The organism is Kluyvera fluvialis, assembly GCF_059725275.1.
Window position 1 is genome coordinate 4,577,882 of sequence record NZ_AP046142.1, and the last position, 14,381, is coordinate 4,592,262.

Genomic DNA, 14,381 nt, shown 5'->3' on the forward strand with positions numbered 1-14,381 from the left:
TTCTTCCTCTTAGTACAGCGGTGATGCCGGTAAAAACAGCTCTGTCAGCAGCAGCGGTTTACCACTCAGGCGAAGGCGGGAACGACGCCCCCACAGCGCATCATGACGGCCTATCTCAATAAAATCTCGGGTCAGCATGGATGACGTAAACAAATAACGGCCAAGGGGGGTATCCCCAAGCTGTTGCAGCGCCAGCTCCGGCCCGCAAAGGGTAGACTCCGGCACGACGGTGCGCCCGGCAAGCCACGGTTCGCCCCCCACGCACAATAATATTTCTCGCAGCCAATAGCGAGGTTCATCAGCTAGCAGATGTTGCTCCGACACCAGCGCGTCGCGGCTGACGAACGCTTCGTTCAGCAGCGTCACGCTCACGGGTTTCCCATACTGTTCAAACCGTTTGGTCATCGAATCTTCCAGCATCAGCCAATCACGCTGTGCCGGTTCGAGCGGGGGAACGACATCAAAATAGTGCAACGCACGCAGTTGCGTCAGCGCAGGGTGCGACATGCCTGTCTCTCCAATACATTACGTTGGGCTATTGTATCGCAGAACAAAGCAAGAGGGGGTGCATGAATGGTCAAATACGATCATTAGCGCAACAGCCGTGCAACAGTTAGCGTGGCGCTATACTTCACGCAGTTTGAGGGATGACACAGACAAAAAAGGTGTGCCCGTATGGGCACACCGAAAGGCTTCGCCTAAACATCGGCGCTGCGGGGAAAAATTACCCCTTGCCTTTTACAGCGCTGATAAAGGTGGAACGAGCAGATTTGGAGCCCAGGCGTTCAGCTTCATTCATCAATTTGAGCGCTTTGTCGATATCGCCTTTTGCTACGGCCTGTTTGATGCCGTTGTTAAAGTAGCTTTCGGTATCGTCCAGCATCGGTTCAGTTTTTGCGGCCGGAGCCGGGGCAGGTGCGGCAACCGGAGCTGCCGCTGCTGGCGCGCTGTAGGCCGGTGCGGCGGTATTGCCAACGGTAACCGGCGCAGGGCCAGAGGAGCCAAACAGTGGGCCGACCAGCACGCTAGAGCTGCTGCTGGTTTTCACTTTCAGCTTCACCAGGCCATCGGTAGTGTGTTTCGCCACTGGGTCCGGGATATCCGGCACAGCGTTGCCCGTACCTTTGGCATAGGCTTTTGCCGGGTCGAGCAGCGTGGTGGTCTGCTGGAGATCTTTTTCCGTAGTAAAGACCAGCACATACAGTTTTTGCTGGCCCAGCGCAGGCGTCAGGCGCATCACCCCTTCCAGACGATCGGCGCTCATCACGCCCGGAGCCTGATAGGTAAAGTAGCTGCTCGGGAAAAAGGCAGAAGGCGTCATGTTCTGATCAAGAATCAGCACATTCGGCGCGAAAACGTCAGTTTGTTTGTTAACTTCACTGGTCAGCGTTAGCGTCAGCTCACCAATGTTAGCGGGGACGCTGTAGGCCACGACGTTGCCGGTAATTCCCGCAACATTCAGGCTCTGACCGCCCGTGGAAAGCTGGGTAGACTGCACGTTAGAGGGATCAACCGGCGTCCAGGTTAACTGTTGCAGAGCCGATGTCGGGATGGTCGGTGCGGCGCTGGTGTTTTGCGGCACATAGTTGACGTCAGCGAGGCTAATCGCCGGGACGCTCGCCACTAATCCAGCGGTTAAGCACAGCGCTACGAGACTTTTTTTGATTTTCATTATGATGACCTCTGAAAGCGTAGATCTAGCGGTAGCCAGGCAATAGCGCGCTAAACCTCAAGGAATAGAGGGGCTTACGCCCCTCGCTTGGTTATTACGTCAGCTTAATGCTGGATTACCACCAGATTTCCATCTGTGCACCGAAGGACCACTCATCGTTGTCGCCACGGCTGTAGGTTTTCGCGCTGGTATCTTTGTAAGCGATACCGTTGTCATAGCCCCATTTCTCATCCCACTTGGCGTAGGTTGCGAAGACACGGATTGCCGGGCGGGACCAGATGCTGTCGCCTGCCTGCCATTGTTGTGCCAGGGTGATTTTGTACTGGTTGTTGGTGTCGCCAGTGCGCTGAGATTTAACGTTGTCGTAGCCCACTTCCATCAGGGTGCTCATGATAGGCGTCCATTTGTACATAGGACGAACGCCGACAGTCCACCACTTGGTACCGTTGCCATCATCACGGTCGATATTCTGGTACATACCGACGTACATCAGGTCAACGCTCTCACCCAGAGAGATTGCACCGTGGTCAAGCACACGCCACAGGTCGCCGTTGTTATTGATTCTGTTATCTACAGCACCAATTTCAGCGTCTTTGTCGTAGTCGTTGCCGGTGAAGGAGCCCTGAGACAGGCCTTTACCCTGAGTGGTCATGGCATCAGTGGCGTACTGAACAACAAACTTGTTGTAGCCCTTCAGCATGCTCTGGGTGTGTTCAGCGGTGAACATCCAGCCATCTTTAGATGCGCCATCTGCAAAGCTATAGCCGTCAGTTTTGTTCGCACGACCGTAGTCAACACCCAGCTCCAACACGCCGTCTGGGTTAGTTTCCAGACCCGCTAAACGGACGTCGAAGACGTCGTTCGCCGTGTCTTTGTATTTGCTATAGATATCGTTGCTGGTGAAGATGTAAGAACCGCCAGCTTCCTGAGAACGGGTCGCAGCCAGAGACAGTTTACCGAAGCCCAGATCCACGTTTTCGATACCCGCACCAGGACCAGAAATATCCCAGTAGTAGAAGTCGATCATGTGAACGTCGTGACGTTGGTAGAAGCGCTTACCGGCCCAGATGGTGGAGCCTGGCAGCCACTCGATCAGGTTTTTACCCTGAACGTTCGCTTCACGGAAGGCTGGGTCAGTGGCTTCCCAGTCATTCTGTTGTGCCACGGAGTAAGCCACGTTAGTGTCGAAATAGAAGCTCTTATCGCCCTCTTTCCACACTTCCTGGCCTAATTTAATTTCAGCGTAGGTTTCACATTCGTTACCGAGACGGTATTTACTTTGAGCACCGGTTGCCTGGAAGCATTGCTGCTCGCCGCCGCTGCCTGTCCAGCCGATACCGGAACGTGCGTAACCATGAAAATCAACGGCCATTGCCTGAGCAGACATAATGCCTGCTGCAACGGCAACCGCCACGGGAAGTTTGCGCAGAGTAATCATCATTAGATCTCCTGAGATCATTGCTTTTCTTTAAACATTCCGCCCTTTGTGCCGCCTTATCGCTGGCGGCGTGAGAGTTTCCTGCTTTGTTTTGTTATGGGACTCTTAAACGCCTGGCTCTTTATGCAACCGACGACATGCCGTGCCATCCTCACGGAACAGATGGCAACGCTCTGGCGGCAAACCGATAGCGAATGTGGCACCCTCTTCTACCAACACCACGTCGTTCTGGCGGTACACCAGGTTTTGACGGATGGCGGGGATCTGGATATGAATTTGCGTTTCATGGCCAAGCTGCTCGACAACATGCACCTCGCCTTCCAGCGTCACATCAGCGATGTGGCTAGGCAGCAGGTGTTCCGGGCGAATGCCCAGCGACATGTTGGCACCAACCTGTACGTTGTTACTTTCAACCGGTAGCCAGATTTGCTGGCGGTTAGGCAGCTCAACCTGTACCTGATCGATGGCGGTCGCCGTCACTTTTATCGGCAGGAAATTCATCTTCGGCGAACCAATAAAGCCCGCCACAAAGCGGTCAGCCGGATAGTGATACAGCTCCAGAGGTTTACCCACCTGCGCCACGCGACCGGCGTCCAGCACCACGATTTTGTCAGCCAGCGTCATGGCTTCGACCTGGTCGTGAGTGACGTAAATCATCGTGCGACCCAGACGTTTGTGCAGGCGGGAAATTTCAATACGCATCTGGACGCGCAGTGCGGCGTCCAGGTTAGAAAGGGGTTCATCCAGCAGGAATACGCGCGGCTCCGCCACCAGCGTGCGCCCAATCGCCACGCGTTGGCGTTGGCCACCGGAAAGCGCTTTCGGCTTACGTTCCAACAGATGCGCCAGTTGTAAAACCTCTGCAACCTGGTTGACGCGCTGATTAATCAGCTCTTTTTTCGCGCCCGCCAGCTTCAAACCGAACGACATGTTCTCGGCAACCGAGAGGTGTGGGTACAGCGCGTAAGACTGGAAGACCATCCCGACGCCACGTTCGGCGGGCGGAATATCGTTCATGCGGGTGTCACCAATCATCAGGTCACCGCTGGTGATGGTTTCAAGGCCAGCTATCATGCGCAGCAACGTGGATTTACCGCAGCCAGATGGCCCGACAAACACCACGAACTCCCCTTCCTGGATATCGAGGTTGATATCTTTTGATACCACCACATCGCCCCAGGCTTTCGTTACATTGCGCAGCTGTACGTTTGCCATGCCCTTCTCCCTCGTTACAACCCGTCACCAACAGAAACATTCAAGATGGCCTGACTATGCAACATCCATAACTGTGGCGAATCCTCCACCCCCCTTGTTTTTTATGGGGGAGGAGACGGGAGGATGAGAAAGTAAGCTCTGCCCCCGCTCGCAGGAGGGCGGGACTAAAATCGTGATGTGAGCGACAAAAAACGCCTCATTATTGTGTGCTTAAGCCCCCATAACGGCATTTTTTGTTATGGAGATCACACTAATAGCCTATAGGGCGTAGACCTCAGGAGGATGGAAAGGGGTTGCTAAAAAAGGAAACTCATCAACGTTAAACCACCTCTGTGTATCCACGAGTACATCACCAAGAAAGGACGGGATATATGAAAATCAAAACTGGCGCTCGCATCCTCGCGCTGTCCGCATTGACCACGATGATGTTTTCCGCCTCTGCGCTGGCAAAAATCGAAGAGGGAAAGCTGGTTATCTGGATTAACGGCGACAAGGGCTATAACGGCCTGGCCGAGGTAGGTAAGAAATTCGAGAAAGATACCGGCATTAAAGTCACCATCGAGCATCCGGACAAACTGGAAGAAAAATTCCCGCAGGTTGCAGCCACTGGCGACGGCCCGGACATCATCTTCTGGGCGCATGACCGTTTTGGCGGCTACGCACAGTCTGGCCTGCTGGCGGAAGTCACCCCGGATAAAGCGTTCCAGGACAAACTTTACCCGTTCACCTGGGATGCCGTGCGTTACAACGGCAAGCTGATTGCATACCCGATCGCGGTTGAAGCGCTGTCGCTGATTTACAACAAAGACCTCGTCCCTAACCCGCCAAAAACCTGGGAAGAAATTCCGGCGCTGGATAAAGAACTGAAAGCGAAAGGTAAATCGGCGCTGATGTTCAACCTGCAAGAGCCGTACTTCACCTGGCCGCTGATTGCTGCCGACGGTGGTTATGCCTTCAAGTTTGAAAACGGCAAGTATGACGTTAAAGACGTTGGCGTAGATAACGCAGGCGCGAAAGCGGGTCTGACCTTCCTGGTTGACCTTATCAAAAACAAACACATGAACGCGGATACCGATTATTCCATCGCCGAAGCGGCCTTTAACAAAGGCGACACCGCGATGACCATCAACGGTCCGTGGGCGTGGAGCAACATCGATAAGAGCAAAGTGAACTACGGCGTCGCGCTGCTGCCAACCTTCAAAGGCAAGCCGTCTAAACCGTTCGTTGGCGTGCTGAGCGCGGGTATCAACGCCGCCAGCCCGAACAAAGAGCTGGCGAAAGAGTTCCTCGAAAACTACCTGCTGACCGATCAGGGTCTGGATGACGTCAACAAGGACAAGCCGCTGGGCGCCGTGGCACTGAAATCCTTCCAGGACAAGTTAGCGAAAGATCCACGCATCGCTGCCACGATGGATAACGCCCAGAAAGGCGAAATCATGCCGAACATCCCGCAGATGGCCGCATTCTGGTACGCCACCCGTACCGCCGTCATCAACGCGGCTAACGGCCGTCAAACCGTTGATGCCGCGCTGAAAGATGCACAGGGCCGTATCACCAAGTAATGCTGTAGCACACGTGCCGGATGGCGGCATAAATGCCTTATCCGGCCTACAACTCACCGTAGGCCGGACAAGCGCAGCGCCATCAGGCACGCTGACCAACAGGTTTTCATTGTTGTTGAGGATTGAACCCCATGGATGTCATTAAAAAGAAACACTGGTGGCAAAGCGACCGACTTAAATGGTCAGTGATAGGTCTGCTTGGGCTGCTGGTCGGTTACCTTGTTGTTTTAATGTACGCACAAGGGGAGTATCTGTTCGCCATCATGACGCTGATTTTAAGCTCGGCTGGCCTCTATATTTTCGCCAATCGTAAAGCCTACGCCTGGCGCTATGTTTATCCTGGCATGGCTGGAATGGGGCTGTTTGTCCTGTTCCCGCTGGTGTGTACCATCGCCATTGCCTTTACCAACTACAGCAGCACCAACCAGCTCACCTTCGAACGCGCCCAGCAAGTGCTGATGGACCGCTCCTACCAGGCGGGTAAAACCTATAACTTCAGCCTGTTCCCGGCGGGTACGGAGTGGCAACTGGCCCTCACCGACGGCGAAAACGGTAAAAATTATCTCTCGGAAGCGTTTAACATCGGCGGCGAGCAGAAGCTCATGCTGAAAGAGGCCGACGCCCTGCCAACCGGCGAGCGCGCGGCTTTGCGAGTCATCACCCAAAATCGCCAGGCGCTTAACCAACTGACCGCCGTTTTGCCGGATGAAAGTAAAGTCACCATGAGCTCGCTGCGCCAGTTCTCCGGCACGCAGCCACTGTATGCGCTGGCGGAAGACGGCACGCTGACCAACAATCAAAGCGGCGTGAAATACCGCCCGAACAGCGAGATTGGCTACTATCAGGCGATCAACGCCGATGGGCATTGGGGCGATGAAAAGCTCAGCCCAGGCTATACCGTTAGCATCGGCTGGGACAACTTCACCCGCGTCTTTACCGACGAAGGCATCCAGAAACCGTTCTTCGCTATCTTCGTCTGGACGGTGGTGTTCTCGGTACTCACCGTTATCTTAACCGTGGCAGTCGGGATGGTTTTGGCCTGCCTGGTGCAGTGGGAATCCCTGAAAGGCAAAGCGATTTACCGCGTGCTGCTGATTCTGCCGTACGCCGTGCCGTCGTTTATCTCGATTCTGATTTTCAAAGGCTTGTTCAACCAAAGCTTTGGTGAAATCAACATGATGCTGAGCGCGCTGTTCGGTATCAAACCTGCGTGGTTCAGCGACCCGCTCACCGCCCGTTCGATGATTATCATCGTCAACACCTGGCTCGGTTATCCGTACATGATGATCCTGTGCATGGGGCTGCTAAAAGCCATTCCTGATGACCTGTACGAAGCCTCGGCAATGGACGGCGCAGGCCCGTTCCAGAACTTCTTCAAGATTACCCTGCCGCTGCTGATTAAGCCGCTAACGCCGCTGATGATTGCCAGCTTCGCCTTTAACTTTAACAACTTTGTGCTGATTCAGTTATTGACCAACGGCGGCCCAGACCGGCTTGGAACCACCACGCCTGCCGGTTATACCGACCTGCTCGTTAGCTACACCTACCGTATCGCCTTTGAAGGCGGCGGCGGGCAGGACTTTGGCCTGGCGGCGGCAATTGCCACGCTGATCTTCCTGCTGGTGGGCGCACTGGCTATCGTAAACCTGAAAGCCACGCGCATGAAGTTTGATTAAGCCTGGGGCAGAGCTAAGGAGCAAAGAAAAATATGGCTATGGTACAACCCAAATCACAGAAGGTGCGCCTCTTTACCACGCACCTTCTGCTGCTGATTTTTATTGCGGCGATTATGTTCCCGCTGCTGATGGTTATCGCTATTTCACTGCGTGAAGGTAACTTCGCAACCGGTAGTTTAATCCCGGAAAATATCTCCTGGGAGCACTGGAAGCTGGCACTGGGCTTTAGCGTCGAACACGCCGATGGTCGCGTGACGCCGCCGCCGTTCCCGGTGCTACTGTGGCTGTGGAACTCGATAAAAATCGCAGGAATTACGGCTATCGGTATCGTCACTCTTTCAACAACCTGTGCCTACGCCTTTGCCCGTATGCGTTTCCCCGGCAAAGCCACACTGCTAAAAGGGATGCTGATTTTCCAGATGTTCCCGGCGGTTCTGTCGCTGGTGGCGCTGTACGCGTTGTTTGACCGTCTTGGTCAGTACATTCCGTTTATCGGCCTGAACACTCATGGCGGGGTTATCTTCGCCTACCTCGGCGGGATTGCGCTGCACGTCTGGACGATTAAAGGCTATTTTGAAACGATCGACAGTTCGCTGGAAGAAGCGGCCGCGCTGGATGGCGCTACGCCTTGGCAGGCGTTCCGCCTGGTGTTGTTACCGCTCTCCGTACCGATTCTGGCGGTGGTCTTTATCCTGTCGTTTATCGCCGCTATTACCGAAGTCCCGGTTGCGTCGTTGCTGTTGCGCGACGTTAACAGCTACACCCTGGCCGTGGGTATGCAGCAATACCTCAACCCGCAAAACTATCTGTGGGGCGACTTTGCCGCAGCAGCCGTTCTTTCCGCAATCCCTATTACCGTGGTCTTCCTGCTTGCGCAGCGTTGGCTGGTAAACGGCCTCACCGCCGGCGGAGTGAAAGGCTAAGTTTCATCATTAATGCCACTGTTATCATCCTCAACTTGTACGACCCTAACTTATGACTGTTTGGCGCTCTACGGAGCGCCTTTTTTTGCCTGGGATCTGGGATGGCATGGGTGTAACCCGCTATTGCCGGATGGCGGCGTAAACGCCTTATCCGGCCTACAAACCCACGCAAATGTTGGCGCACAAACTTGTGTGGTGCGCATTGCCGGATGGCGGCGTAAACGCCTTATCCGGCCTACAAATCCACGCAAATGTTGGCGTACAAACCTGTGTGGTGCGCATTGCCGGATGGCGGCGTAAACGCCTTATCCGGCCTACAAATCCACGCAAATGTTGGCGTACAAACTTGTGTGGTGCGCATTGCCGGATGGCGGCGTAAACGCCTTATCCGGCCTACAAATCCACGCAAATGTTGGCGTACAAACTTGTGTGGTGCGCATTGCCGGATGGCGGCATAAATGCCTTATCCGGCCTACAAATCCACGCAAATGTTGGCGTACAAACTTGTGTGGTGCGCATTGCCGGATGGCGGCGTAAACGCCTTATCCGGCCTACATTGGCGTACAAAACTGTGTAGGCCTGATAAGCGCAGCGCCATCAGGCTTTGTGGTGGCGTTGCTACTCGCGCTTCAGCCGTTGGGAGTTGCACAACCACAGCGTAATCACCAGCAGCAAAATGGCGGCAGAATAAATCAGCACATCCATCGGCGATTTATGGTCGATGATTATCAGGCGCACAATCGCGGTGATACCGATATAAACAAAATAGCGCAGCGGGAAGTGAAACCCTGACTGAAAATACTTCACAATCAGCGCGATAAACTCGAAATAGAGGAAATAAACCACCAGCCCTTCAACCAGCTCATACTTGCTGGTGCGTTCCGGCGCGAACAGCACATCCGCCAGATGCAGCGTCTCTTTGCCGAGGAAAACAATCAGAATCACGCCCAGGCAAAGCAGCCCCAGATTGAGCACGGCCTGTAAAATGGTGGCGATAAACTCCACGCGTGGGCGGGATGATGGCGTCATGGTTGGTACCTTTTTCTGCGAGGCGGGATCCTTGTATAGCGTAAAAACGTGATCTGTATCTAGTTTTTTCTTCCCTCTTGCCCCCTGAATATCTGCGCCCGCTTCGGCTGGCCTGCACCCTGCCTCCGGTAAAAACCTGATAGTTCATACGTGTTAATAAGTTGTTTACATTTTGTTGAAGTTGTTAGCATGGATATATGTGATAATTCTTGCCGAAATAGAGGAAAATGTTTCTCTGATGCAGAAAATTAGAGCAGTAACCGTAAATTTGGAGGTTATCATGAAACTAAAAATTGCAGGTCTACTGGTTTTTCTTTCAATAAGCTACCCGGCATTTGCGTGCTTTCATCAGGGCGAGTCATGTTTTGTACATTGTGACCAGGCTCCAGCATGGCAGATTCCGTTCTGTGATTTAGGCAGCGTAATCCATAAGACACCTTCCGACAGTTCGGCAAATAAAAATCCGCCCCAATCGCATGACGTGAAACACGTATCACACTAAGGCGATCCTAACTCAGCCGTATTCGCCTCAGGCTATAAGATAATATGCTGTTACAGCCTTTCTTCCTGCGAAGGGGTAAATAACGAACTGATTAAGAATGACAACGCATTCTGGCTGTCTTTTATTCCAGACCATTTTTACGGCATGGAATCAGGAGAAGCCAGAATGCGTTGGCGGCTAGCGGAAGTTCAGGTTTTTATCGCCCGTCATGCTGTAAAGCTCAAATTTACGCCCCAGCATCTGCCCACCGTCGCGCGTCAGCGGCGTCCAGCCAACCACCGCACGGCTACGAGTTGGGCCGGATGAGAAGAGATCCATCGGGATATTCACATAAACGCCTTTGGTAAATTCCCCTTCCCCATATTCATCCGCTGACACGTTGGTAATAGTCGCGTAAGCACCAACCACAATGCCGCTGTCGAAATGTTTTGAGATATCCAGCGTGCCGCCTTTATCCCCCGCCAGATACTGCCCGACGCTAGCTTTTACCAGCACATCTTCGGCAAACGGCGGCGTCCAGTAGGCGGTGAGATGGCCGGTTTTCACGCTGTAATCGGTAAATTTCATCATGTCCTGCGCGCTGCGCCAGTCACGCTGTTTCACGTAGTTGGCGTTCACCCCCACCGCCCAGTGGCTATCAACCGGCCGATAAAGCACCTCGGCTCCCGCGCCGCCGTACATGGTTTCAAGATAGCCGCCGTAAACCTGGCCGTAGAAATCATTGCCAAGATACTGGAAGTAGTTGGCCTGTAGGTTATTCACATAGATGTCGTTTTCCACATATTCGCGAATATGGGTACGCACGCGCGGCAGCGCGGAGTCTTTGGGGGGATTGGTGTAATTAAAATTGCCGTAGTTATTTGCGATATTGGCAAACAGGCCACCGCTGGTCAGCAGATGGTCGGTGACCCTCCAATCGGCGGTTGCCATCAGGCCAACCTGATACATGTAGAAACTTTCCGGGCCGCCGATGGACTGGCTCAACACCGGGTCGAGGTGGAAATCATACCGCGATTTATCGATATACCAGCCCTGCTCGGCTTTATCTGGGGTAACCGGCGCAATACGTTTTTGCGCTAACGGCGTTTCTTGCCCCAGCGGTTCGCCTTGCAGATGACGTTGTAGGCTGGCGACGTCTGTTTCGGTGGTCACTTCCGGCAAGTTAAGGCGCGTTTCGGTGATACGGATCGTGCGGATCCCATCGGGAAGATCGTTGGCAATGATCCGGTTGGCGCGTTCGATCCCTTCGCGCGAGTCGCGATATTTTACCTGCTCGCCCGTGACGTACAGCGTGTCACCTTTCACCTGGATATTCGGCGCGGCAAAACCGGCGTTGTATTTCAGTTGAGTCAGTTGATTCGCCACCACGGAATGCTGGAGGATGGCGTCCTGCGGCTGTGGCCGATAAGCCGGGCGCGCGTTGTCGTTATAAGATGGGCGCAGGTCGTTAAAGTTGGTGCGTAAGGTAAAGCCGAACATCACGGTATTACCGCGCTCATAGCTCAGGTTCACGTCGGCCCAGTCGGTGACGCGATAGATAGCGCCAACGTTAAACTGGCTTTTCTGATTAAGTTTACCGGCGAAATCTTGCTGATAGTTGTTGCCTTCGTACTCCAGTTTCAGGCGCAGCGGCTGCCACGGCGTTTGGTATTCAATGCCGCCAAAATACGCCGCCGGGCCGTGAAACATCTGGCTGCCGTCGATAGAACCGGCCTTGCGATAGCTGTTGTCGCGATAGCAATATTTGTCGCTGTACGAACAAAACGGGTTGGTGGCGTTGCCGCTGGTTCCCAGGTATCCCCAGCCTAATCCCAGAGTAAAATCGAACGGCCCCCACGCTTTGCTCGCCACAATATATTCAGAATCAAACAGCCCAGTACCGCCGATATCGCGCGCGCCCACGGCCACCTGTGGCAGCCAGTAGCCCTCTTGCCACAGCCGTAGCTTCACGTCGAAGGCTTTATCTTTATAGCTTTGCGAGCCGGAAAACGCGTCTACGCTGCTGTATTGTTTGGTGCGCACGTCGGTATAGCGCAGCGTCGTTTCCAGCCACGGGAACAACTGCGCCGAAGCGGAGTAGTAGCGATACTGGTCATTATCCCGATAGTTGAGGCTAAATTCCCCTTCGCGCGCCATGCGTGCCGTTGGCGTTTGCAGCAGGCCGACGCCGCCAAAATCCGACTGTGAAGGGCCAATTGGCGCAGGATATGTTTGTGCATGGCAGGCGGAACTTACCGCCAGAGCCAGCAGGCTATACAGACAATTTTTCTTCATATTATTCAGGTCTCCGCTGCGACAAAGAGCGAAGAATCGCGGCGTTTAGCGCGTCGTACTGATTCGTCCACAGGGCATCGGCAAAACCAACAAACAGGATGCTACCGGGCATCGGCTCAATGTGGCGCTGGTTCCAGTACGCCACCGGCGCTCTTTGGGTGCGCCCGTTTGGGTAAATCACCCATGCGTAGCTGCGGTCTGCCCCCGCTAAACGGTTAACATCGTCCAGATAGTTGGCGACATCACGCCCCGGTGTGAACGTGCGGCTGCCGGGTTTATCCACCAGCCCCAGCAGCGTAATGGTTGACGGTTCATGCCCCAGCCACAGGGTATATTTCCCCTCTAATGGCGGGTTATCTTCATCGTGAGTACGCACCGTATCGGGGTCGAGCGGGACTAATAGCCGCCCGGTAACCGGCATCGCCTGTAGCTGGTTACGCAGTGCATTGATCGCCGCCGCCGTGCTGCCGCTCTCCTCTGTCGCCAGCGCGGCAAGTTGCCCCAGTAGCGCTTGATGTTCACGTTCAGCCTTCGCCGTAGTTTGCGCTGAAGAAATCACCGCCCCAGGCCACCAGAATCCCGCCAGTCTGGGCTGCGCCACTAAATCAGCCAGCCGTTCGGCATCGGTAAGAATGAGCGGTTTGGCCTCGCCCGCCAGATGCACATCCACCGTCCCTGCGGCCAGTGCGGCGGTCGTTATCAGGCTGGCCAGGGCTGCGGCGATAAGCATTTTCTTCATGATTTAGCCGCCTTGATAAGCGTGGTATTGACCAGGAAAGTCCCCGCGCCAAGATATTGCTCAGAGCGACGGATTTGCCCGTCGCTATCGACCCAAAAACGGTTACGCCAGCGGGCTTCATCGGTGCTTACCGACTCTTCCAGCACACGGACGGGGGTGTTGGCGCCCGCCATGGTTAGCGTGTCGCTACCGTCCCAGCGGAAGGTTGAGGTGGCAGTGGCGTAGCGCACCTGCTGGTGCTCCGTCCAGCCCATCGTTCGCGTCCACGTCGCGCCATCGAGAATTTGCAGCGGGTGAGCCAGAGGGTCGTTATCGAGGTTATTCAACGTCAGCAGGTTGTCGCCCGTCATCTGCGTTTTCACCAGCCGCCCGTGCTGGGTGACCAGCATCGCCCGGTCTTGCGTTAGCCATTTCTGCTGACCGTTTTCTGAGAACGCCAGCACCACAAAAATCTGCGGGCCGCCGTTGAGCTGCATATATTGGCTGGCATACGGCATGGTCTGCACTTCGTCGTCGGTAAGCTGCACACCCGACTCGCCGAACATGCTGTGCCAGAATGATTGCCCCAGCCCCTTTGTGCTGGGTGAACACGCCTGAAGCAACAGGCAAAAACAAGGAATGACGAGTCGCTTCACCACGTTCTCCTGGGGGCGAAATAACCACACCGAAGTGTGGTTAGAATTAACGTACCGTGGATTACTGGGTACGGGTGCTCGTTGTCGTGCTGGTTGTGGTGGTGGTTCCGGTGTTGGAGCCATCGCCGCCAGCCGCTGCCAGCGCCATACCGACCGCAGAACCTACGGTGCTGGTACTGGTCGCGGTTGAACTTCCGGCTGACACGGAGGTTGCCGCAGCGCCAGCCGCCTCACCCGTTTCAATGGGCGCGGCACTGACATTTGCCGCAGCAAACGCCGATATGGCAAAAATGCCATAGAGGATTTTCTTCATAAACATTCCCTTTGTGAGGTGAATGGAGAGATACCCGAAATACTCAGGCGCTATCGAGTATACATAATTAAAATAGATAGATTACGGCAGCCGATAATATCAACGCCGTTTTAGGAACATCACTTATCCGCGTTAATTACGCTCAAGCATGAAAATAAAAAACAATAAATATCAACACATTGCACAAAAGCTCAATAACACAATGGTGAGGATATTCTTAAAAAATTCATTTCATCCATGTTTTCACAATAAAAATTCAGATAAACCTGATGAATTTTAAACAGGATTTTTTTGAGACTATTCCCGATGAAATGTAAACATAGATATTAGTTATCCCTCTAATCAGCTTTTAGAAAAATATCAATTTGCGATCGCGATAGTGAAAAGCACGACGAATTTGCCA

The 14,381-nt window shown here is 54.0% G+C and carries 12 protein-coding genes; 3 read left to right on the forward strand and 9 right to left on the reverse strand.

The features are described 5' to 3' along the window. Nucleotides 1-9 precede the first annotated feature (9 nt). The 4 genes from ubiC to malK form a co-directional block, all read right to left on the reverse strand. Nucleotides 10-507, reverse strand: coding sequence for a chorismate lyase (ubiC, locus tag AC6I4B_RS21625; protein ID WP_497768085.1), 498 nt, complete (start codon nucleotides 505-507; stop codon nucleotides 10-12). 217 nt (nucleotides 508-724) lie between these two features. Next, complete coding sequence (malM, locus tag AC6I4B_RS21630; RefSeq protein ID WP_497768087.1) at nucleotides 725-1,672, reverse strand: maltose operon protein MalM; 948 nt, start codon at nucleotides 1,670-1,672, stop codon at nucleotides 725-727. 115 nt (nucleotides 1,673-1,787) lie between these two features. Further along, on the reverse strand, nucleotides 1,788-3,113 hold the full coding sequence (locus AC6I4B_RS21635) for a maltoporin (RefSeq protein ID WP_497768088.1): 1,326 nt from the start codon (nucleotides 3,111-3,113) through the stop codon (nucleotides 1,788-1,790). A 102-nt stretch (nucleotides 3,114-3,215) separates the two neighbouring features. Continuing rightward, nucleotides 3,216-4,325, reverse strand: a complete 1,110-nt coding sequence (gene malK / locus AC6I4B_RS21640) for a maltose/maltodextrin ABC transporter ATP-binding protein MalK (RefSeq protein ID WP_497768090.1) — start codon at nucleotides 4,323-4,325, stop codon at nucleotides 3,216-3,218. A 371-nt stretch (nucleotides 4,326-4,696) separates the two neighbouring features. Here malK and malE point away from each other — a divergent pair, with 371 nt between their 5' ends. From malE to malG, 3 genes are all read left to right on the forward strand, one after another. After that, the gene (malE, locus tag AC6I4B_RS21645; protein ID WP_497768091.1) at nucleotides 4,697-5,887 is read left to right on the forward strand and encodes a maltose/maltodextrin ABC transporter substrate-binding protein MalE; all 1,191 of its coding nucleotides are present in this window, start codon (nucleotides 4,697-4,699) and stop codon (nucleotides 5,885-5,887) included. A 131-nt stretch (nucleotides 5,888-6,018) separates the two neighbouring features. Then, nucleotides 6,019-7,563, forward strand: coding sequence for a maltose ABC transporter permease MalF (gene malF, locus AC6I4B_RS21650; protein WP_497768093.1), 1,545 nt, complete (start codon nucleotides 6,019-6,021; stop codon nucleotides 7,561-7,563). Nucleotides 7,564-7,595: 32 nt separating this feature from the next. Continuing rightward, nucleotides 7,596-8,486 carry a maltose ABC transporter permease MalG gene (malG, locus tag AC6I4B_RS21655; RefSeq protein WP_497768094.1) on the forward strand — a complete coding sequence of 297 codons (891 nt, stop codon included), beginning with the start codon at nucleotides 7,596-7,598 and terminating at the stop codon, nucleotides 8,484-8,486. Between the two features lie 618 nt (nucleotides 8,487-9,104). On the opposite strand, the gene psiE is transcribed toward malG, so the two are convergent. The 5 genes from psiE to yjbE all read right to left on the reverse strand — a co-directional run bounded on the left by psiE (nucleotide 9,105) and on the right by yjbE (nucleotide 13,978). After that, nucleotides 9,105-9,515 carry a phosphate-starvation-inducible protein PsiE gene (gene psiE / locus AC6I4B_RS21660; RefSeq protein ID WP_497768096.1) on the reverse strand — a complete coding sequence of 137 codons (411 nt, stop codon included), beginning with the start codon at nucleotides 9,513-9,515 and terminating at the stop codon, nucleotides 9,105-9,107. 679 nt (nucleotides 9,516-10,194) lie between these two features. Further along, the gene (locus AC6I4B_RS21665) at nucleotides 10,195-12,291 is read right to left on the reverse strand and encodes a YjbH domain-containing protein (protein WP_497768097.1); all 2,097 of its coding nucleotides are present in this window, start codon (nucleotides 12,289-12,291) and stop codon (nucleotides 10,195-10,197) included. Between the two features lies 1 nt (nucleotide 12,292). Next, entirely contained in the window at nucleotides 12,293-13,030 is a 738-nt protein-coding gene (locus AC6I4B_RS21670) for a capsule biosynthesis GfcC family protein (RefSeq protein WP_497768099.1), read from the reverse strand. Further along, nucleotides 13,027-13,665, reverse strand: a complete 639-nt coding sequence (locus tag AC6I4B_RS21675) for a YjbF family lipoprotein (RefSeq protein WP_497768100.1) — start codon at nucleotides 13,663-13,665, stop codon at nucleotides 13,027-13,029. The genes AC6I4B_RS21670 and AC6I4B_RS21675 overlap by 4 nt, the downstream gene beginning before the upstream one ends. Before the next feature lie 61 nt (nucleotides 13,666-13,726). Further along, nucleotides 13,727-13,978, reverse strand: coding sequence for an exopolysaccharide production protein YjbE (yjbE, locus tag AC6I4B_RS21680; RefSeq protein WP_497768102.1), 252 nt, complete (start codon nucleotides 13,976-13,978; stop codon nucleotides 13,727-13,729). Nucleotides 13,979-14,381: the final 403 nt, after the last annotated feature.

Bases quoted from the DNA above. Each gene is read 5' to 3' on its own strand.
- malM (WP_497768087.1), bottom strand. From the start codon at position 1,672: ATGAAAATCAAAAAAAGTCTCGTAGCGCTGTGCTTAACCGCTGGATTA.
- malE (WP_497768091.1), top strand. From the start codon at position 4,697: ATGAAAATCAAAACTGGCGCTCGCATCCTCGCGCTGTCCGCATTGACC.
- AC6I4B_RS21635 (WP_497768088.1), bottom strand. From the start codon at position 3,113: ATGATGATTACTCTGCGCAAACTTCCCGTGGCGGTTGCCGTTGCAGCA.
- ubiC (WP_497768085.1), bottom strand. From the start codon at position 507: ATGTCGCACCCTGCGCTGACGCAACTGCGTGCGTTGCACTATTTTGAT.
- psiE (WP_497768096.1), bottom strand. From the start codon at position 9,515: ATGACGCCATCATCCCGCCCACGCGTGGAGTTTATCGCCACCATTTTA.
- malG (WP_497768094.1), top strand. From the start codon at position 7,596: ATGGCTATGGTACAACCCAAATCACAGAAGGTGCGCCTCTTTACCACG.
- yjbE (WP_497768102.1), bottom strand. From the start codon at position 13,978: ATGAAGAAAATCCTCTATGGCATTTTTGCCATATCGGCGTTTGCTGCG.
- AC6I4B_RS21670 (WP_497768099.1), bottom strand. From the start codon at position 13,030: ATGAAGAAAATGCTTATCGCCGCAGCCCTGGCCAGCCTGATAACGACC.
- AC6I4B_RS21665 (WP_497768097.1), bottom strand. From the start codon at position 12,291: ATGAAGAAAAATTGTCTGTATAGCCTGCTGGCTCTGGCGGTAAGTTCC.
- malK (WP_497768090.1), bottom strand. From the start codon at position 4,325: ATGGCAAACGTACAGCTGCGCAATGTAACGAAAGCCTGGGGCGATGTG.
- malF (WP_497768093.1), top strand. From the start codon at position 6,019: ATGGATGTCATTAAAAAGAAACACTGGTGGCAAAGCGACCGACTTAAA.